The sequence below is a fragment of the Kamptonema animale CS-326 genome (assembly GCF_028330895.1).
GTDB lineage: Bacteria > Cyanobacteriota > Cyanobacteriia > Cyanobacteriales > Microcoleaceae > Kamptonema > Kamptonema formosum.
Map to the genome: position 1 here is coordinate 1 of NZ_JAQMUA010000053.1, position 18,339 is coordinate 18,339.

The window sequence follows — 18,339 nt, forward strand, 5'->3', positions numbered from 1 at the left end:
ACAAGTACCCGCCGCCAGATCATGGGGCTGATGCCCAGCAAGACTATCTTCAGTTGGTAGACGACAGGTTGAGACAATTCCAGCATCCGGTTATCCTACCTCATCCTCTCCCCTATCTCCCCTAAAATTTTTCGCTCTCCATCTTCAGCTAACAGATTGCCAATTTCAGCAAAACTAATCGGCGGTGGATTTTCCGGGAGGCTGCGGGCATTGTAAAATAATTCTACGAGGTTTCTGGTTTTGCTGCGTTCGACGTATTCTAGGGCGGCAGTTTGGTTTGCCATTGCTAGGCAAACTTCGACCATTGCCTGATAAATTATATTGTATTTTTCGGCTAATTTCTGTCTGTCTGCTTCACCACCGATAATAATTTTACTCCGCATTAATTCGACTGTTTCAATGGCAGTGTTAAAGGTATTGTAAGCTGCTAGGAGTTGGGAATTATCCCAGTAGGCAAGTCCGAGATTATAGAAAGTTTCAGCATTATTGATCGGAAAAGCCTCACGGGTGCGAACTTCCAAGGATGCCAAATAAGCCGCGATCGCCAGTTCCAAATTCTCAGTTGTTTCCCCTCTGATTCTGTTGCGGTAGGCATTCCCCAAATTATTTTGAGTCCTTTCCCAATTTTTCGAGTCAGCTTCGCGAGTAATAACAGTTAACCCAATCTCCAAACAAGCGATCGCCACCTCTAAATTACTTGCCCGACTGCCTTGCCCCAGACTAGAAAAATCAATATTCAAGTTGTATAAAACAATAGCCCGATTGAAAGCTTTCCCCCCTGCAACAAGGATTGACCGATAGAATTATTATGTAGTAATTCTATCATAATTATCACAATCAACCCAAAACCTGCATCAACTATTAACCTCCAATCGATCGCCTCCCCACTAACCAGTAAGTAGTCATTTCTCCCCGACCTTTCACAGCAATTTTACCTCTTGATTCCAGTATATAATCATCTTTCAAATGAGCATAAGTAGCCTCTGTCACCTGAATATAACCAGGTTTACTATGAGATTCCATCCGAGAAGCCACATTAACAGCATCTCCCCAAAGATCGTAGATAAATTTCTTAATACCAATAACTCCCGCAATAACTGGCCCGCTATTAATCCCAATACGTATTTCCAAAGATTCCCCAAAAATGCTATCCAGAGTTTGCATATAAGCCTGCATATCTAATGCCATATTAGCAATTGCCGTAGCATGATCTGAACGCGGAAGAGGCAACCCGCCTACTACCATATAGGCATCACCAATAGTTTTAATTTTTTCCAGATTATACTTTTCTGTCAACTGATCGAAGGCAGAGAAAATTTGATTAAGTCCCCCGACTAATTCCATCGGTTCCATGCGCGCAGATAGACTGGTAAAGCCAACAATATCAGCAAACAAAATAGTCGCCTCCTCAAAGTGTTCTGCCGGAGATTCGTTCGTTTTTTTGAGGCGTTCTGCAATCTCAGATGGTAAAATATTTAATAATAGTTGTTCCGATCTTTCTTTTTCCTTACGTAATTGAGCCGTGCGCCGTTCTACCCGACTTTCTAACTCTTCATTGGCAAGGCGTAACTCTTCTTGACTTTGGTGTAAAGCAGCAAAAGAATCCTTCAATTGCCTACTCATATCATTAAAAGACTGGCTTAAGATATCCATTTCTATAATGGGACTGGTTTCTATCTGTTGATCGAGATTTCCTTGAGCAATTTCTGTTGATGCCTGAGACATTCTTAGCAACGGACGAGTAATCCAATTCGCCGTCTGAATGCCAATGGCGATCGCAATTCCCAATGCGACTATTACAAATAATATAGTGTTACGAGTATTCTCATAAATTTGAGCCATAAAGTCTGCTTCTGGAATTACAACCACAATCAACCAATCTAATCCTTTAACCTGTTGTAGTGGAGAAATCTGCACCAGTTGCGTTTTACCATTTAACACAAACTGAAATTGCTGAGGTTTTTGAATTTGGATCAAAGTATTGCTTTGTTCTTGCAATTTTTGAGCAGTGAATCGAATGATGGGTTCCTTGCTATCCAAAGCCTTCAAGCGCCCTGGTTCTTCTTTTCCCGGAACTTTAACCGCAGGAATTTCGGAAGTTGAACTGGCAACTAAATCTCCCGATCTCTCCATGATAAAAGCTTCACCAGACTTGCTGATAGATAAACCATTAAGAAATTGGTTGAGTTGTGCTAGCAGCAAATTTGTAGACAATACTCCCACTAATTGCCCTTGGCTGTCGTAGACAGGAGTAGTAGGAGAAATCTGTAAAACGCCCAAATTTTCTGAGGTAAAAATCGGAGTCCAAGTCGGTGCTTTAGCAGCCATAGTAACAGTATACCAAGGTCGATCGCGAGGTTCGTAAGGCTTAGATTGCAACTCCTCAAAGCGATCGCCCGGTTGCTTGATTTCATACACTACTCGATTAGAATCCGTCGTGCGATCGCGAAACTTAACTACTAATTTACCATCAAGATATCGCTGCACCCCGATAAAATCGCCGTTGTCTTTGCCAATATAAATATAGTCAACTGAATCTGTTAGTTTAATATCTGACCAAAATTGCCGCTCTAGAGCCTGAAAATCATTTGGGTCTAAATTACCATTGCGAAATGCCGAGGCTAAAACCCCCTGCAATAAATGAGGTTTTTCTAGATAGCTTTCTAGATGCCGATCGATTTGACCAGTAACTTTATCGCTAAGTTGGAATGTCAACTCGTTAATCGACTGTTGACTATTTCGGAAGGAGAGATAACCCACAAACCCAACAGCAGCCACAATTTGCAGGACAAAGGGCAACACAACGCTGGTGCGAAGCCGGAATTTTCGGAGAGGGGGTTTGGCGATGCTCATAACTTGGTAATAATTGTTGCTTTCATGTTATAGCAATTGCCAAGTCTAACTCAAAAAATCTTGCTGTCAAAAAACGCGATCGCCTACTTTCAACCCTAATTCTGCCGCCCTTCCTCCCCTGAGTTCAATCACTCCATCAACGATCGCATCCGGCCCATAAGTAGGGCAAGATTCAGCAAAACAAGGCTGTGCATTGGCGATTACAGCTTGCACTACCCCCTCCCGCAGAAAAATCATATCTAATGCGATCGGCACGTTTCTCATCCAAAATTTAACATTTCGTGGCGGTTCAATGGGGAACAACATCCCCCGATTATCGGGTAATTCACTGCGGTACATTAAACCGATTGCTTGTTCAATAGGAGTTTGTGCTACTTCTAATCCGATCGCATTACCTGATATGTTGGTAGTAGTAGAAACAGGTAAAATTTGACCTTGTTCTATGCCACCAATCAAGGAGATAAAGTTTGAATCTATTAGGTTATTAACACCTTGTAAAACTGCTAAATATTTGCCTGTAAGCCGATCTTTCACAACTGCATTACCCTCCGCCAAAGAAATATCTAAGTCGTTAAACTTCAGTCCGCCTGTCAAAACTAGGCGATCGTTACCGTTGCCAAAATCTGCGATCGCATCCGCCTCAGCTAAGCTAGATGCGCCTGCGGTGTCGAGCACAAATAGATCGTCACCTACACCCCCCGTTAAAATATCTGTGCCTTCGCCACCAATCAGGAAATCTTGACCGCGATCGCCATTAATTATATCGTTACCTTCACTGCCATAAAAGGTATCATTTCCCTGTCCGCCAAAAAGAGTATCTGCACCTTCATTTCCTATGACGGAATCGCTGTCTTGATTGCCAAAGATTAAGTCATTTCCCCCTAAACCTTGGATGGTATCGTTACCTGCAAGTCCTCTCATGGTGTCGTTATTGAGAGTTCCTTGTAAAAAATCAAAACTAGAAGTACCGTCAATATTAGTCATTCTATTTTAGATGTTAGATTTTGGATTTATTATACAATATTTCCCGATCTATACCCTAATTCAAAGCTTGCAGTGATTCTAAAAATTTTTGTAAGGAAATCCGGCAAGAAGTGAGGTTGGTTTTGGGATTGTGGTCATATAAAATGGACTCGCATTTCCTTGATAAACCGGGTTTCTTAGAGATATCTGGTTTTCCCAAAAAGTCTCTAAGTATAAACCCGGCTTCTTTGGTTGTTGGTAGGCTAATTTAGAGATAATTTCCGCTTAGAAACAACGCAATCTTGCAAATAAAGGTTAATTAGTTCCTGAGAAGATATACCTTTTTCCTGAGCCATAGTTTCAAAATATTCGATCACATCAATTCCGAGAGAAATCGTGACCTGTTTTTTTAACTGTTTAGCAAAAGGATTAGGTCTTTTTTTCATTTTTGAAAGATCGTATTCTGGTTCCATTGTTTTATCTCCTATATTCTTGACTTTCATTTTTAGTTGCTTTTCTTGCTGAGATAATTCTAATTATAGAATCCTCTTCTCTAAAACAATGAACTACAATTAATATTCTCATTTTAGAGCTTATGCCCAGAAGTAAAAAACGTTCTTCTTCGTGGGAATGATCTTCATCCCAAAATTGAAGGGCATAGTCATCAAAGAAAACTGATTCAGCTTCTTCAAAAGAAATACCATGCTTTTGTTGATTAATTTTGTTTTTTTGCTCATCCCATTGAAAGATTATTTTATTCATTCTGCCAAAAGGTCATTTGAGCTTTAATCCTTAGTCATTAAACCATCTTTGGGAATTTTGACAATAGCAATCTATTGATCCTCCTATTTGTTCGGGTAATAATTTAATTTATAGTTCAACTTCCTTTCTACTCCACACATCCCTATTGTATATCATCTGCAACTGATCGCAGCCTATAAAACAGGTATCCTGCCTATTTTACTGAACCCAAGTTTTAGCAATAGGCATTCGCCAACCAGTACCAAAAGCGCGATCGCTAATTTTCAAACCTGGAGGCGCTTGTCGCCGCTTAAACTCTGCCCTCATCACCAACTGCACTACACGCTTAACCACGATTTCATCATGTCCAGCAGCTATAATCTGTTGAGCTGATTCGTGTTTTTCAACTAATCGGTGTAGAATATCATCCAGAATATCGTAAGGTGGTAAAGAATCTCGATCTACTTGCCCCGGTTTTAGTTCAGCACTTGGTGGTTTGCTAAGAATATTAACGGGGATAATCTCTTTAGGGTAATTGGTGATTTCACCCCCCCTGCCCCCCCTTAGTAAGGGGAGGAGTGTGGTTCCCAATTCTCCACTATTCAACCATTGACACAGGGAATAAACGCGAGTCTTCGGAACATCAGCAATTACCGCTAAACCGCCATTCATATCACCGTAAAGCGTACAATAACCTACCGCCATTTCTGACTTATTACCCGTCGAAAGTAATAAATGTCCAAATTTATTAGAGATGGCCATTAACAAATTACCGCGAATCCGCGATTGAATATTCTCCTCTGCGAGCCCAAAAGTTGTCCCTGCAAACAAATTCTCTAAAGTTTTGTCATAAACTTTCATCAATTCGCCGATAGGGATAATTTCTGTAGTAATGCCGAGATTTTTGCCTAATTCTTCAGCATCTTTAACAGAATGATCGGAACTATAGGGGGAAGGCATCAGCACGCCTAAGACATTTTCTGCACCCAGAGCAAAAGTGGCGATCGCAGCTACCAAAGCTGAATCAATCCCACCGCTCAAACCTAGCACAACTTTAGAAAAACCGCACTTGCGGACATAATCTCGCACTCCTAAAACCAGCGCTTCCCAAATTTCTCCATCGCTAGATTCGGGAACAGGTTTAATTAAATTAGGCAACAAATCTCGCTGAGTCTCATCATATTCTAACAATACAAAATCCGATTCAAAAGCAGTTAGCGAACAAACAACTTCACCCAACCGATTTAAAGCAAAACTACTACCATCAAAAATCAAATCGTCATTTCCACCTATTTGATTAGCATAAATAATCGGTTTTTCGTAACGAGTAACGCTATGCCGTAACATCGCCTCTCGCAGTTTTCGTTTGCCAACGCTGTAAGGGGAAGCTGATAAATTAACTACTAAATCTGCACCCATTTTGGCTAAGTCAGAAAAAGGATCGCCAGCATAACTCCTTTTTCCCCAAAACTCCTCATTATTCCACAAATCCTCACAAATAGTCACGCCGATCTTATGTTTTCCAATAGTAAAATATTCGCTTTGTTCACCAGGCTCAAAATATCTGTCTTCATCAAAAACATCATAGGTAGGCAACAAGCGTTTATTAAAAATTCGCTTGACTTCCCCATTTTCTAGCAAAGCAACGCTATTAAATAACGGCTTCCCGCCATGTTTTCCAGCGTGGGGATTAGGAATTACAGTTCCTACTAAGACAATCAAATTTTGCGGCAAATTCTGTGCTAATTGCTGTAATTCTTGGCCCGCAGCTTCGATGAAACCGGGATTAATTAATAAGTCGCGCGGCGGATAACCAACCAAACAAAGTTCTGGTGTTAATAGCAGGCTAGCATCAGCTTCAGCCGCTTTTTTAGCCGCCTCTAAAATTAGTTTGGAATTGCCAGTTAAATCGCCGACAGTAGGATTGAGTTGTGCGATCGCAATTTTCATAATTGTTAGTTGTTAGTTGTTGGTTGTTGGTTTAATTCCTGTGGGGGCGGGTTCACCAATATCTGTAATATAAACTAGAAATCCTGTAGACCCGCTCCTTGATAAATATTATCAGAGGGCTAAAGCCAAACTACGTACCTCACTTACTTGAGATTAGACTAAATAAACACTAATGGCTTATCCTTCAAAGGAGCAAAAGCCTTTTTATCAAAGCGATATAAACTAGCGGGACGACCAGCGCCTCGCGACACTTTTACCCCAGTATCCGATAAGAAACCTAATTTTAACAACCGGGCGCGAAAATTAGAATAATCGGAGAAAATTTCTCCGAGAATAGTAGTGTAAAGTTGATAAAGCTCACCCAAAGTAAAGACCTCCGGTAATACTTCAAAAGCAACTGGGCTGTATTCAAGCTTGTTACGCAAACGGCGATAACCATATTCTAAAACTTGGTTATGATCGAATGCTAACTGCGGTACTTGTTTAACTGGATACCAGGCAATTCCACTCACACCATCAGCAATTAATTCCGCTTCTTCAAACCTAACTAAAGCAAAATAACTTACAGAAAGATAGCGAACACCCCTGGTAAATTCTCTAGGATCTCGCCCCGGATCTCCGAAAGTGTACAATTGCTCTAAATACAGATTTTTTACTCTGATTTTCTCGGCCAAAATCCGATAAGCTGCATCTTCAAGAGATTCTCCTTCCCTCACCAGCGTACCCGGAAGACTCCAATGATCTAGGAATGGTTCATCTTGCCGCATTACCAATAAAACTAGCAAGCGATTTTGTACAGTATCGACTGAGAAAATCACGTTATCGACTCCTACTTTGAAGTCTGCTAGTGAGTAACTTTTACTCTTTTTTTCGCCTCGTCCAGCCATGCGTACAAATGCTCCCTGTGGATATAAGCTTCAATGGGAGGCGTTAGGGCTTCCGTGTCTCCTTTTTCACGATAAGCTGTAGAAGAGACATTTGGGCCAGTCAAAGATGCGATCGCAACTTCCGCACCCATTCGCCTCAACTGTCTCAAATCTATCTCTTCCGGTGGATAACCGGGACGCGGTACCACTAGCCATTTCACTTGTTTTAACAATAGTTCAATCTTGTACCAGCGTGGTAACTGCGTTACCAAGTCAGAACCGATAACCATTGTTAAATCTGCATCTCCCCACATCAATTTTGCCTTTTCCACTGTTTCTTGCGTTCGAGGACTGCTAAGTTCTGGGTGCAGGCAAATGTTATTTCGGGGCGAATTAATTTCTTGAATTGTTAGCAGCAACATCGCTGAACGGTGTTCTAATGATGTCTGGTGAGATTTAAAAGGGTTATCAGAGGCCCAAACTGCTACCCAATCAAAATGTTGAGAAAGCCAACTAAGAATAGTTTTGTGTCCCGCAGTGGGCGGATCGGCACTTGTACCAAATAAAGCGATTGTTTTCATTGTTAATGGCTAATGGCTAATGGCTAATTAAAGTTAACAGTTAACAGTTAACAGTTAACATTTATCGCTTTTTTGTTCGTTGAGTGAGAATTTCTAACTCTGGTGAGATTTCTACTACCGGGGATATTGGGTTATCTAAGCGGCGAGTTTCAGCGGGAAGACTAGCCACAGAAGCGGCCGTTCTCTGTGCGATCGCCTCCAAACTTTCCCTCGCTACCACCCGTTCACCCTGCTTAACCATTAATTGCATCAACGGAACACGAGACTGATTAACAACATCCGTTACTAATCCTAAACAATCTCCTAGAACTTGACCGTTTTCCACATATCTAAAAATTTGCTTGCGCCCCGGATAAGTCACCTTCCCGCTAGCCTCCTTCATCACCGGAATTCCATCAATTTCTACTAACTTATAAACACCATTCACAGGCGCACCACTTACCAGTTTTGTTCCCAAACCATAGCCGTCAATGCAAGCACCCGCATTTTTTAATCGAGCAATTTCATACTCATCTAAATCGCCACTGGCAAAAATCGGCACTCCCGGAAGTAGCGATCGCACACCCCGCGACAACTCCACCAAATCCCCCGAATCCAACCGCACCCCTTCCAGTCGCATTTCACCCTTATTTACTCGTTCCGCCAACAGACGCGCCGCAGCAATTGTATCGTAAGTATCGATCAACAGTGGCGCACCCGGAAAATATCGGTGAAACGCTGCAAACGCACCCTCTTCACTTCCCTCACCAGCCGCGATCGCCATCACCAAAGCATGAGCCATCGTACCCGCAGGTTTGCGGCCCAACTTCAAAGCTGCCAAAACATTAGAAGTCGCATCCAAACCCGCAGCCAAAGCCGCACGAGCCGCCCAAATAGAAGCTTGAGGGCCAAAAGCGCGGCGCGTCCCAAACTCCAGCAGTTGAGCTTGCGGCCCAGCCACATCGCGCAACCTAGCCGATCGCGTCGCAATCAAAGTTTGATAGTTAATCGTATTCAGCAAATAAGTTTCCACTAGCTGAGCTTGCCACAAAGGAGCATCCACCCTTAGCAATGGCTCGTTTGCAAACACTGCCGTCCCTTCTGGAACCGCCCAAACATCGCCAGTAAAGCGGGCCGTCGCCAACAACTCCCAAAATCGCTCAGGAGCATTCGCAAAAATTCCCGTAGACTGCAAAGCCTGAATTTGCGCTGGACTAAAGCTGAATTTCTCTAAATAATCCAATGCTTGGGCTAAACCCATCGCAATCAAATAGCCAAAATTTTCTGGGAACCTGCGAGCAAACAGCTCAAAGCTAGCCTGCTGTCGCTCCAACCCCTCCCCCACATAACAAGCCGCCATCGTCAACTGGTAGAGGTCAGTTAACAGACTATAATCCTGTGGGGAAAGCGTTAATTCTTGGTCTTCCCCAGCGGTCAAGCCGATGGTCGTGTCGCTTTCAGTGGCAGTTTTCATGGGACAATTCCCTGCAAGCTTGGTTTTTCTAATTATAGTGAAATACACCAAATCTGTCTAGTCAAGATTTGATAAAAATTTGTGATAACCATCTGAACATGAGTTTGCTTATAGTTGGTGACGATCGAGGAGCGGGTAGAGAGACGAAGCGATTTCAAGCTCTCAAACCTACGAGCTATCAAGGGTTAAAACCCCTGCCGCATAACCAAAGTCGTCTGAAAACGACTACTAATTTAGGATTTACGTAGCAGATTTTGTAGCGCCATCATCTGGGTAGTATTTTTACTGTCCAGAGGGCGGCGTTACAGATGCTATTGGGTAATTCCTATTTATGTTATGGTGAATTATATAAAAATAGCTATTTCTTAGCAGTAAATCCTTGTAAAGAAATAATAAAAAAGGCCTAATTTTATAGCACCCGCCTTGGCGGTTAGGACGTTATGAATTCATGAAACCATTGATTCTCTATCCCTTCTTCCCCTTCTTTCACGCTTCCCCTAGCGTCTAGCCGCCGATGTTACGTAAATCATGGTAAGTTCTGTTAATGATTGCGGACTAATAAGGAATAAAAATAAATATTGCTAATCCGATCCCCAGCTCAAAACTGACATTAATATATAAAGTATATTAAGACCTAGACAAACGAGGTGGACAGTATGAATCTTTCCAAAAGTGTTAGAGATGCCATGCGTTTTGTTTCGGAAGCAGCGATGCGGATTTTCAGCCCCACTGATGACAAATATCCTGTCGTTGGCGTACAGCCTTTTGAAGGCCAACCGTTAAAAGATAAGTCGGCAGATTAAGAAGCTATTCAGGGATTTCTACTTGTTGAGAGCCCACGGTAATTAGTTTAGCTAAGGTAAGGCGATCGCCTGAGACTGTAGAAACACAACAACGGTAATGTGAACTCACTTTTAAATAAATCAAATCAGCCCCATCCACAACTAGAGTGAATGGGGCTTTTGATAGCGTAACGCCGCCCTTTAGGCGGTATCTTCACCGCCCACAGAGGGCGGCATTACAATTGATTCAAGAAGAACGCGATCGCAGCAGTACCTATCGGTACAGTCAGATTATCCATGCCAAATTTGGAGAAAGATTCCAAAGTAGTCGCAACTAAACCAACAACTACTGAAACCCCCAAAGTTTGCCAAACATTACCTTGAACAGCCAGTAAAATTAAACTGCTAACAGCAAAACTAACTAAAAACATAGTAAAAGAACCTTCCCAACTCTTCTGCATCCCCCCAATTTGATAAGTATGTTTACCAAAACGCTGACCAATCACAGCAGCTAGTCCATCTCCCCAAGTCATTACAAGAATACCCAAGGCAGCATATTGTGGTAATTGCAGAGGCCAAAACCAAGCAATTAAAACACCGATGCTGACAGCATAGAAAAAAGTCCCCCAACTTTGTCTACCGACGCTGTTAATGCTGGGTAAAATAGGAATCAAGTAAGAGATGAGTGCGATCGCGCCCGCTACAATCCCCGCCCCAATCCCCACCCAAGCCGGAATTTTCAGCCACCAGGCCAGCAAAATCACATTGCCCGAACCAATGTGTACTATCTTCCGCGATATCTCTGGATCTGCCGAAGTAAAGCGATTTAGTCCCTCAGCTACAAGTAAAATCAAACCTAACCAGGCTGTAATCAGGGAAATTTGCAGCCCGACAGTGGGAATTTCAGTAAAGATAGACACGATAAATCAGGAAAAACGCCGTTAATTAATCTTCTTCCTAGCACTATAGTAGAAATGCTGCCCCATGAACAATTAAGAAGAAGGAAGAAGGAAGAAGGAAGAAGGAAGAAGGGGAGACTGGAATAATTTTCCCCAATTACCAATTACCAATTACCAATTACCAATTACCAATTACCAATTACCAATTACCAATTACCAATTACGCCACCTCTGATACTTTTAGCGACACAATCGGTACAGCTTGCCTAACTTCTTGCCGTAGTGGAATTTCAATTATAAATTCCGTACCGTGCCCCGGTATAGATTCACAGCGGAGCAAACCTTTATGCTTTTCTACCACAATTTTATAACTGATAGAAAGTCCTAATCCCGTCCCTTTTCCCACTGGTTTAGTAGTAAAAAATGGATCGAATAGCCGTTTCTTTACCTCCTCTGTCATCCCAGGCCCGTTGTCACTAATCCGCACTAGAATCTTGTCTGAATGCGAAGCTTGTGTTACAATTTTAATTGTATTCGGATTAGCAACAATATCCTCATAACTACGTCCTTGATTATAACTATCCAGTGCATCTATTGCATTGGCAAGAATATTCATAAATACCTGATTTAACTGTCCTGCATAGCATTCAACCAAGGGTAAATTACCATAGTTTTTAACTATTTGAATCTGCGGAGAGTTGGGTTTAGCTTTCAGCCGACTTTGCAGAATTAGCAAAGTGCTATCGATGCCGTCGTGAATGTTAACAGGTTTCATTTCACTCTCGTCTAGGCGAGAGAAGTTCCGCAAAGATTGCACGATTTGAATAATACGCTCAGCCCCAATTTTCATCGATGATAGCAGTTTGGGTAAATCCTCGCCCAGGAATTCAAATTCAATGACTTCAGTATATTCTCTAATTTCTGAGCATGGTTGTGGATAGTGCTGTTGGTATAATTCTACTAGCCCCAACAAATCTTTAGTGTATTGATTGGCGTGGTGAAGATTGCCACCGATGAAATTAACAGGATTATTAATTTCATGGGCGACACCAGCAACTAATAGACCTAAACTAGACATTTTTTCAGTCTGAACTAATTGAGCCTGCATTTGCTGCAATTCTTCCAAGGTTTGCTCAAGTTGTTTAGATTTAACAGCACGTTCTGCTGCTACCTTTTCAATCCGCTCAGTATAACTCAGCAAGCTGAGTGCGTAGATGGTCACGATGCTAGTTAAGATTAGTCCTAGAGTTAAGATTGTCAAGGAACGCCAATATTTTTGAAGAGTTACATATTCTGGTGCTAGTAGTAATTGCAGCAACCATCTACGATTCTCAATGTTGAGGATGCGAGTGCAACTACTACCATCAGGGCAATAAGCTATTTGACCGATTTGTAGTTGATTTTCTGTGTTAGGATTGGTGATTACGCTGTTGGTCTTCCCTTCGTAAAAGGCTAGAAATCTATCGCCTTCTGGAGCCATTATATCTTGTAGATACAAGTTGATTGAGTTAAGTTTTGCATCTTGTACGGCAGATTTGACAATGGAATTAATCAGAAATATGCCCAGGGTAAAACCTCTCAAGTCTTCACGCATCAAAGGAGATGAGTTTGGCAATGGTAAATGATGATGATTAGCATCGGCTATCCTAAAAATTGGCTGGAATACAAAGAAACTGAGTTGATTTTTAGTTGACAATACCTGGCGCGTTGTGGCGATTATTTCCTCTCTCTTGGCCGCTTTTTCTAAGTCTAAGCGGTGCGCTGGATTGGTAGCAAAGTTAAAAGCTAAAGGTGTTTCGCTCTGGGAAGAGGGAGTAATATAATATGGTGGGAAAAATTCGTGCTGCTGTTCGTCAGATATGCGGGGTAGCCACGCGATCGCTTTCAAGCTCGGATGTCTATATCTAGCAGATTGTACAAATTCTTGAAATGCCTCTTCTTTTACATCCTCAGATGTACTGTAAAACGTTCCCGCAGCCCGCAGCACCTCTAAGTTGCTTTTAATCTCCCTCTCGATGTCTGTAGCTACTCGATCCAGGTGCTCCTGAAGTTCAGCCTGCATAAATTTGTCTTCCCAGTTGCGTACTGCATTTGAGGCGATCGCAGATAGTCCTATCCCCGCACAAAGTGTCACTCCCACCAGGATGTAGCGGCGATATCCCGATAAAGCCTCGATCGCTGAATTTAACAACTTATTGGTAGCAGTCATATTCTTCACTGACATTTTGCTGGTCTTTCCTTGAGAAAAAGAATCCCATCCCTTTGAGGATTGGGCGTTTAAGGGGTGTTATCGAAGCTTCCTAGTAGTATTGCGTTCCTGTACTAACTCGCGATCGCCATCCCCATAGAGGTTGACACATCCACTAAATACGGTTACTCTATCAGATTACAGTAGTATATAGCAAAATCTATCTTTTGCTCTGAGAGTTTCCTTGTTTTTCAAGCTGCAATCACAAATTGGTATCGCTATGAGTGTCACGCCCCTATTCCCTATTCGCCCCAGTGAGATGAGCAAACATCAATTTACCCGCCGCTCATTGCTTCCCAACAGCCAACTGTTTCTCTGGCAAATTGAAACTGGAGCAGTACGTACTTTGACATGGCTCGAAGATGGTACCCTCGTACCTCTGGGAATGTGGGGGCCAGGGGACGTGGTGGGTAAAATTATGTCTAAGTGCGATCCCTATCAAATTGAATGCTTGACAAAAGTGGAAGCAACTGCACTCCCTACTGACACTTGGTATAACGCTAGGGATGTCTTACTTGCACACCTTCAGCAAGCAGAAGATTTTATGTTAATTAGAGGCTATAAAAAGGTTGATGCCATGCTTTATCATCTCTTGCTTTGGTTAGCAAAAAAGTTTGGTTCTCAGGTAAAGCATGGACAACTTATAGATCTCGGTTTAACCCATCAAGACATTGCTGAATTTTTAGGTACAACCCGCGTGACAATTACCCGTGCTCTAAATAATTTTGAGCAGCAAGGTTTGATTAACCGGCTATCGGTTCATCGAATTGTTCTGCAAGATTCAGAGTTTTTAGATTATCAAATTTAAAGCGAAGATTTCAGGGGCGATGTCAAGGCTGTTTCTTTGATGGTGCAAGAGGTAAAATATAAGAGACTGTAAAAAGTCCAATCGCCTTCTTCCTTCCAACTCCTACCTAAACAGATTAAAATCTTTAAAACACTCTCAAATTACAACAGCCTTGACCTACGACAACACCTGTAAATATATAGCTGCACAGAATCCAGCAAGTTTCGTGCGCTGGTTACTTCCTAATGTAGAATCTACTAATGTCGAACTGCTCAAAACCGAACTTCCCGCAGAACCCATCCGCGCCGACTCCTTAATTTTATTGCGCGTCGGAGACACTATACTCCACCTTGAATTTGAAAGATTACCCTATTCTCAGCCGCCCATCCCCTTCCGAATGCTGAACTATTGGGTACGCCTTTACGGACAGTACGAGTGTAAAATAGAACAAGTAGTAATTTTCTTAAAGCGGATTGACTCACCTCTAGTTGCTGTAGACAGTTTTCAACAACAAAATACCCTACATCGCTACCGTGTCATTCGCTTGTGGGAACAAGATTCTGCACTTTTTTTAGCAGACCCTGCTTTACTACCCTTAGCACCATTAACTCGTACTGACTCACCCTTAGCATTGTTAGAGCAAGTAGCAGCACAAGTGGATTTGATTGCAGACTTCGCACAGCGACGGGAAGTTTTAGCTTGTACCAGTATATTAGCTGCTTTGCTGCATCAACCTAACGTGGTTCGTCAATTATTTCGAGAGGATATTATGGAAGAATCTCTGTTTTACCAAGAAATTATCCAAAAAGGCTTGCAAAAAGGCTTACAACAAGGCTTGCAACAAGGTTTGCAACAAGGTTTACAACAAGGTTTACAACAAGGTCAACAGCAGCAAGCACTGTTACAGACTTTGCGCCAATTGAGTAGGCGCGTGGGAACCCTTACACCCTCTACGGAACAAAGAATTCGCGCCTTATCATTTACTCAATTAGAGTTATTAAGTGAGGCGCTTTTAGATTTCTCTACCCAAGCAGATTTAATGAATTGGTTGAATAATATTAACTAGGAGAATCTCCTAAGTAACTCTTCTCAATTACGTAATTGCCGCAAAATTTTAAACCCTTTTTCCCTTAACTCCATAGGCAAAAGCGATAATCCTAAACCAGTCCATGCCTTTGCCGTTGAGAAAGACTTGCTGGCAAAAATCATCTGCCGACCTTTTGCGGTTTCACCAATCTCTATTAACCGCAAACCTAACACTAATTCTGTTTCTGCAATCCGCTTAAGTCTAACTAATTCTAGCTGGTCTGCATCAAACTCATAACTCGTTAAATAACTCAATTTGTCTGTTAAATAAGGGATAGCTCGATTAATACCTTGCTGCTCTGAATGCCAACGATATTCCATTAATAGCTCAGGTAAATAATAGCATTTTTTCCCGGCTATAGCAAGGCGGACTAATAAATCATTGTCTTCACAGTTTTGGAGGTTGGGGCGCATAAAACCTACTTCTTGCAGAACATTACGGCGAAATAAAGTTGCGCCAATTTGTAGGCTTTGTTTAATAAAAACTACTTCTAGTAAGTTATCAATTATTCCTCCTGAAAGTTCGCTTCGTCCCCATCGCTGTGAATTGAGTTTAGTCGCGATTTGATCGCGAGAATTATTACTATCAATTATCCAGTGATCTGTACTAACAAAATCAATATTTGGGCTTTTATCTAAAATAGCAGATGTCCGCGCTAGAAAGTCTGGAACTAAGCAATCGTCATCATCAAATTTGATAAAATATTGACCTTTTGCTGCTGCAAACCCAGAGCGCATATTGTTACTTTTTCCAATATTTTGAGAGTGGCGTATATAGCGAATATTAGCAGCATTAAATTCAGACATAACGCTCGGAGTGCTATCAGTTGAACCATCGTCGCATACGATCAACTCAAAGTCTGTATAAGTCTGCTTTAAGACACTTTCAATGGCATTTAAAAGTAAATGTACGCGATTGTAAGTAGGGATGCAAACACTAATTTTAACCACAATTTTAGTTTGCTACTAATTGTTAATTGGTAATGGCTAATGGCTAATGGCTAATGGCTAATGGCTAATGGCTAATGGCTAATGGCTAATTGGTAAAAATTCTCCCCGTCTCCTTCTTCCTTCTTCCTTCTTCCTTCTTCCCTAGCCCCTAGCCCCTAGCCCCTAGCCCCTCTTTTAATTAAGCCGAGCAGTACATTCCAAAATTAATTTTTGATTAACTAAGGAATAGGGCTGAATTTCTAAAGCTTGGCGAAAAGCAACGATGGCTTTTCTATAATTTCCTAGTGCAGCGTAACATAAACCAAGACCGTGCAATGCTCCAAAATGAATCGGGTTAATTTTGATAACTACTTCGCAGTCATCGAGGGATTTTTGATAGTCACCTTGAGTGTAATAAAGTACAGCCCTTCTGTTCCAAGCTTCGGCAAAATCAGGACTATCTACTATTAGTTTTGTGAGGATATCTAAGGCACGAGAAAAGTCACCAGCATCGAGCAGAATCTGCGATCGCCTGAGCATTTCCATCCCGTAAGCTCCTTTTTGCTCAAACCAACTACGCCATAGTTCTGTAGTTGCGCGATCGCGTACTCTTTCATCCGCGTCTTTGAGTTCTTCGAGTAATGCTTTGATAGATGAATCGTCCATTATAGCTAGGGACTAGGGTCTAGGGGTTAGGGGAAGAAAAATTTAGGGATCTAGTAGAGAATAAGGATATCTGGCTACGTCCTAATATTTTTATTTGTTGACTTTTTGCATACCAATATGAAAATTTTAATGCTTTCCGCAACTTTTCCTTATCCGCCAGGGCGGGGTGGAACTCAAGTCAGGACGTTTAATTTGTTGAAATATTTGAGTCAGCAACATTCTATCACTCTGGCAACACTGCGATCGCACGACGTGACAGAGGTAGAAATAGAGCAACTGCGCCACTATGTCCAAGACTTAGCGATTTTCCCTCGTCCCCAGGTAGCTGTTGGTTGGGGATGGGGGGGAAAAGTGCAGCGATTTAGTCGGTTTTTACTAGAGGGAAGGCCTCCGAGTGTAATATCTATCTATTCTCCAGCAATGCAGAATTGGGTAGATGAATTTGTGGCAGGGGGTAAATGCGATGCGATTACCTGCGAACACAGCGTTAATGAAATTTATGTACGTCCTGAGTGGCGCAAACGGTTGGGAACGGTAGTAAATATTCATAGTTCAGTTTATGGAAGTTGCCGACAGATACTAGAAACTGGTACTTCCGAGAAACCATTGCGCGATCGCCTCAATCTGCCTTTGCTCGCTCGCTACGAAAAATACTACTGTTCCAAATTCTCCCGCATTGTGGTCACAACTGAGGAAGATCGGCAGCAGTTGCAGAAATTTGTCTTACCTCTGAAGAACGAGGATAGGGGAGAGGGAAGAAACGGGAACAGAGAAAGAGGAATTTATGACTTTTTTAACTCCCAAGTCCAAAGTCCCCTTTATCCTTCTTCCCAGTCCCTCCCAATCCAAGTTATTCCTAATGGCGTAGATTTGGCAAAATTTCCCTACAGGCAAGTAGATCCGGGAGGACATAGATTAATATTTATCGGGGCGATGGATAATTTGGCGAATATTGACGCAGTACGATTTCTGAGTTTAGATATCTTGCCAGCCTTGCAGCAGCGTTATCCTGACGCTACCCTAACTATAGTGGGATCAAAACCAGTAGCGGAGGTATTGGCATTGCGATCGCATTCGGGAATTACAGTAATGGGTCAAGTCCCTTCAATGGCAGAATATTTGCATCAAGCCACAGTTTGTGCAGTGCCGATGCGAATTGGTCTAGGAATTAAAAATAAAACTTTAGAGGCAATGGCAGCGGGAACACCTGTTGTAGCTAGCGATCGCGGTTTGGAAGGGCTCGCTGTTGACGGCGAGGGATCGCCTTTAAGGGCCTTGCGAGGAAACCAACTTGAAGAGTATGTTGAGGCGATTAGTCGCTTATTTGAAGATCGACAATTGCGGGAGGAGTTATCACAAAATGCGCGATCGCTAATCGAAACCGAATATACCTGGGAAATCATCGGTCAACGCTATGAACAAGTTTTAAAAGATTGCTTCACACCTAGCACCACTAAACTCTGCCAGTAGGATACATCAAAGCAATTTTGAGAGATTGCTTCGTTACCTTGGAACGCTGTGGTTTTAAGTTAAA

At 42.2% G+C, this 18,339-nt stretch carries 18 protein-coding genes; 5 read left to right on the top strand and 13 right to left on the bottom strand.

Annotated elements, in window-relative coordinates; genetic code table 11:
* Window positions 1–95 precede the first annotated feature (95 nt).
* The 9 genes from PN499_RS03215 to PN499_RS03255 form a co-directional block, all read right to left on the bottom strand.
* On the bottom strand, window positions 96–740 hold the full coding sequence (locus tag PN499_RS03215) for a hypothetical protein (RefSeq protein ID WP_272030247.1): 645 nt from the start codon (window positions 738–740) through the stop codon (window positions 96–98).
* Between the two features lie 121 nt (window positions 741–861).
* A complete protein-coding gene (locus tag PN499_RS03220; RefSeq protein WP_272030248.1) occupies window positions 862–2,853 on the bottom strand; it encodes an adenylate/guanylate cyclase domain-containing protein in 1,992 nt (663 codons plus the stop codon).
* 66 nt (window positions 2,854–2,919) lie between these two features.
* The gene (locus PN499_RS03225) at window positions 2,920–3,837 is read right to left on the bottom strand and encodes a DUF192 domain-containing protein (RefSeq protein ID WP_272030249.1); all 918 of its coding nucleotides are present in this window, start codon (window positions 3,835–3,837) and stop codon (window positions 2,920–2,922) included.
* Between the two features lie 242 nt (window positions 3,838–4,079).
* Window positions 4,080–4,289 carry a hypothetical protein gene (locus PN499_RS03230; RefSeq protein ID WP_019487854.1) on the bottom strand — a complete coding sequence of 70 codons (210 nt, stop codon included), beginning with the start codon at window positions 4,287–4,289 and terminating at the stop codon, window positions 4,080–4,082.
* Between the two features lie 4 nt (window positions 4,290–4,293).
* Window positions 4,294–4,578, bottom strand: a complete 285-nt coding sequence (locus PN499_RS03235; protein ID WP_272030250.1) for a BrnT family toxin — start codon at window positions 4,576–4,578, stop codon at window positions 4,294–4,296.
* A gap of 198 nt (window positions 4,579–4,776) precedes the next feature.
* Window positions 4,777–6,507: an NAD+ synthase gene (locus PN499_RS03240; protein ID WP_272030251.1), complete on the bottom strand. Its 1,731-nt coding sequence runs from the start codon at window positions 6,505–6,507 to the stop codon at window positions 4,777–4,779.
* 158 nt (window positions 6,508–6,665) lie between these two features.
* The gene (locus PN499_RS03245; RefSeq protein WP_272030252.1) at window positions 6,666–7,394 is read right to left on the bottom strand and encodes an NUDIX hydrolase; all 729 of its coding nucleotides are present in this window, start codon (window positions 7,392–7,394) and stop codon (window positions 6,666–6,668) included.
* Complete coding sequence (locus PN499_RS03250; protein WP_007355992.1) at window positions 7,352–7,954, bottom strand: nicotinate-nucleotide adenylyltransferase; 603 nt, start codon at window positions 7,952–7,954, stop codon at window positions 7,352–7,354. Before PN499_RS03250 ends, PN499_RS03245 begins: the two co-directional genes overlap by 43 nt.
* A gap of 61 nt (window positions 7,955–8,015) precedes the next feature.
* On the bottom strand, window positions 8,016–9,407 hold the full coding sequence (locus PN499_RS03255) for a nicotinate phosphoribosyltransferase (protein WP_272030253.1): 1,392 nt from the start codon (window positions 9,405–9,407) through the stop codon (window positions 8,016–8,018).
* Between the two features lie 98 nt (window positions 9,408–9,505).
* Here PN499_RS03255 and PN499_RS03260 point away from each other — a divergent pair, with 98 nt between their 5' ends.
* Together PN499_RS03260 and PN499_RS03265 are read left to right on the top strand one after the other, a co-directional pair.
* Entirely contained in the window at window positions 9,506–9,655 is a 150-nt protein-coding gene (locus tag PN499_RS03260) for a hypothetical protein (protein ID WP_272030254.1), read from the top strand.
* A gap of 408 nt (window positions 9,656–10,063) precedes the next feature.
* Window positions 10,064–10,210, top strand: coding sequence for a hypothetical protein (locus PN499_RS03265; RefSeq protein WP_007355996.1), 147 nt, complete (start codon window positions 10,064–10,066; stop codon window positions 10,208–10,210).
* Window positions 10,211–10,425: 215 nt separating this feature from the next.
* Here the strand turns inward: PN499_RS03265 and PN499_RS03270 are convergent, their stop codons facing one another.
* Window positions 10,426–11,109, bottom strand: coding sequence for a diacylglycerol/polyprenol kinase family protein (locus tag PN499_RS03270; protein ID WP_272030256.1), 684 nt, complete (start codon window positions 11,107–11,109; stop codon window positions 10,426–10,428).
* Window positions 11,110–11,308: 199 nt separating this feature from the next.
* A complete protein-coding gene (locus PN499_RS03275; protein ID WP_272030257.1) occupies window positions 11,309–13,312 on the bottom strand; it encodes an ATP-binding protein in 2,004 nt (667 codons plus the stop codon).
* A gap of 244 nt (window positions 13,313–13,556) precedes the next feature.
* Between PN499_RS03275 and PN499_RS03280 the strand changes: the two genes are divergently transcribed.
* Window positions 13,557–14,144: a Crp/Fnr family transcriptional regulator gene (locus PN499_RS03280; RefSeq protein WP_272030258.1), complete on the top strand. Its 588-nt coding sequence runs from the start codon at window positions 13,557–13,559 to the stop codon at window positions 14,142–14,144.
* 151 nt (window positions 14,145–14,295) lie between these two features.
* Complete coding sequence (locus PN499_RS03285) at window positions 14,296–15,189, top strand: DUF4351 domain-containing protein (protein WP_272030259.1); 894 nt, start codon at window positions 14,296–14,298, stop codon at window positions 15,187–15,189.
* A 23-nt stretch (window positions 15,190–15,212) separates the two neighbouring features.
* On the opposite strand, the gene PN499_RS03290 is transcribed toward PN499_RS03285, so the two are convergent.
* Both PN499_RS03290 and PN499_RS03295 read right to left on the bottom strand, forming a co-directional pair.
* On the bottom strand, window positions 15,213–16,160 hold the full coding sequence (locus PN499_RS03290) for a glycosyltransferase family 2 protein (protein ID WP_272030261.1): 948 nt from the start codon (window positions 16,158–16,160) through the stop codon (window positions 15,213–15,215).
* Window positions 16,161–16,334: 174 nt separating this feature from the next.
* Window positions 16,335–16,805: a tetratricopeptide repeat protein gene (locus PN499_RS03295; RefSeq protein ID WP_272030262.1), complete on the bottom strand. Its 471-nt coding sequence runs from the start codon at window positions 16,803–16,805 to the stop codon at window positions 16,335–16,337.
* 117 nt (window positions 16,806–16,922) lie between these two features.
* Here PN499_RS03295 and PN499_RS03300 point away from each other — a divergent pair, with 117 nt between their 5' ends.
* Window positions 16,923–18,275, top strand: coding sequence for a glycosyltransferase family 4 protein (locus PN499_RS03300; protein WP_272030263.1), 1,353 nt, complete (start codon window positions 16,923–16,925; stop codon window positions 18,273–18,275).
* The last annotated feature ends 64 nt before the right edge of the window (window positions 18,276–18,339 follow it).

Excerpts from the sequence above, each read along its gene's own strand:
- PN499_RS03230 (WP_019487854.1), bottom strand. The coding sequence starts at position 4,289 with ATGGAACCAGAATACGATCTTTCAAAAATGAAAAAAAGACCTAATCCT.
- PN499_RS03300 (WP_272030263.1), top strand. The coding sequence starts at position 16,923 with ATGAAAATTTTAATGCTTTCCGCAACTTTTCCTTATCCGCCAGGGCGG.
- PN499_RS03295 (WP_272030262.1), bottom strand. The coding sequence starts at position 16,805 with ATGGACGATTCATCTATCAAAGCATTACTCGAAGAACTCAAAGACGCG.
- PN499_RS03245 (WP_272030252.1), bottom strand. The coding sequence starts at position 7,394 with ATGGCTGGACGAGGCGAAAAAAAGAGTAAAAGTTACTCACTAGCAGAC.
- PN499_RS03225 (WP_272030249.1), bottom strand. The coding sequence starts at position 3,837 with ATGACTAATATTGACGGTACTTCTAGTTTTGATTTTTTACAAGGAACT.
- PN499_RS03280 (WP_272030258.1), top strand. The coding sequence starts at position 13,557 with ATGAGTGTCACGCCCCTATTCCCTATTCGCCCCAGTGAGATGAGCAAA.
- PN499_RS03220 (WP_272030248.1), bottom strand. The coding sequence starts at position 2,853 with ATGAGCATCGCCAAACCCCCTCTCCGAAAATTCCGGCTTCGCACCAGC.
- PN499_RS03240 (WP_272030251.1), bottom strand. The coding sequence starts at position 6,507 with ATGAAAATTGCGATCGCACAACTCAATCCTACTGTCGGCGATTTAACT.
- PN499_RS03250 (WP_007355992.1), bottom strand. The coding sequence starts at position 7,954 with ATGAAAACAATCGCTTTATTTGGTACAAGTGCCGATCCGCCCACTGCG.
- PN499_RS03260 (WP_272030254.1), top strand. The coding sequence starts at position 9,506 with ATGAGTTTGCTTATAGTTGGTGACGATCGAGGAGCGGGTAGAGAGACG.
- PN499_RS03265 (WP_007355996.1), top strand. The coding sequence starts at position 10,064 with ATGAATCTTTCCAAAAGTGTTAGAGATGCCATGCGTTTTGTTTCGGAA.
- PN499_RS03235 (WP_272030250.1), bottom strand. The coding sequence starts at position 4,578 with ATGAATAAAATAATCTTTCAATGGGATGAGCAAAAAAACAAAATTAAT.
- PN499_RS03275 (WP_272030257.1), bottom strand. The coding sequence starts at position 13,312 with ATGTCAGTGAAGAATATGACTGCTACCAATAAGTTGTTAAATTCAGCG.
- PN499_RS03255 (WP_272030253.1), bottom strand. The coding sequence starts at position 9,407 with ATGAAAACTGCCACTGAAAGCGACACGACCATCGGCTTGACCGCTGGG.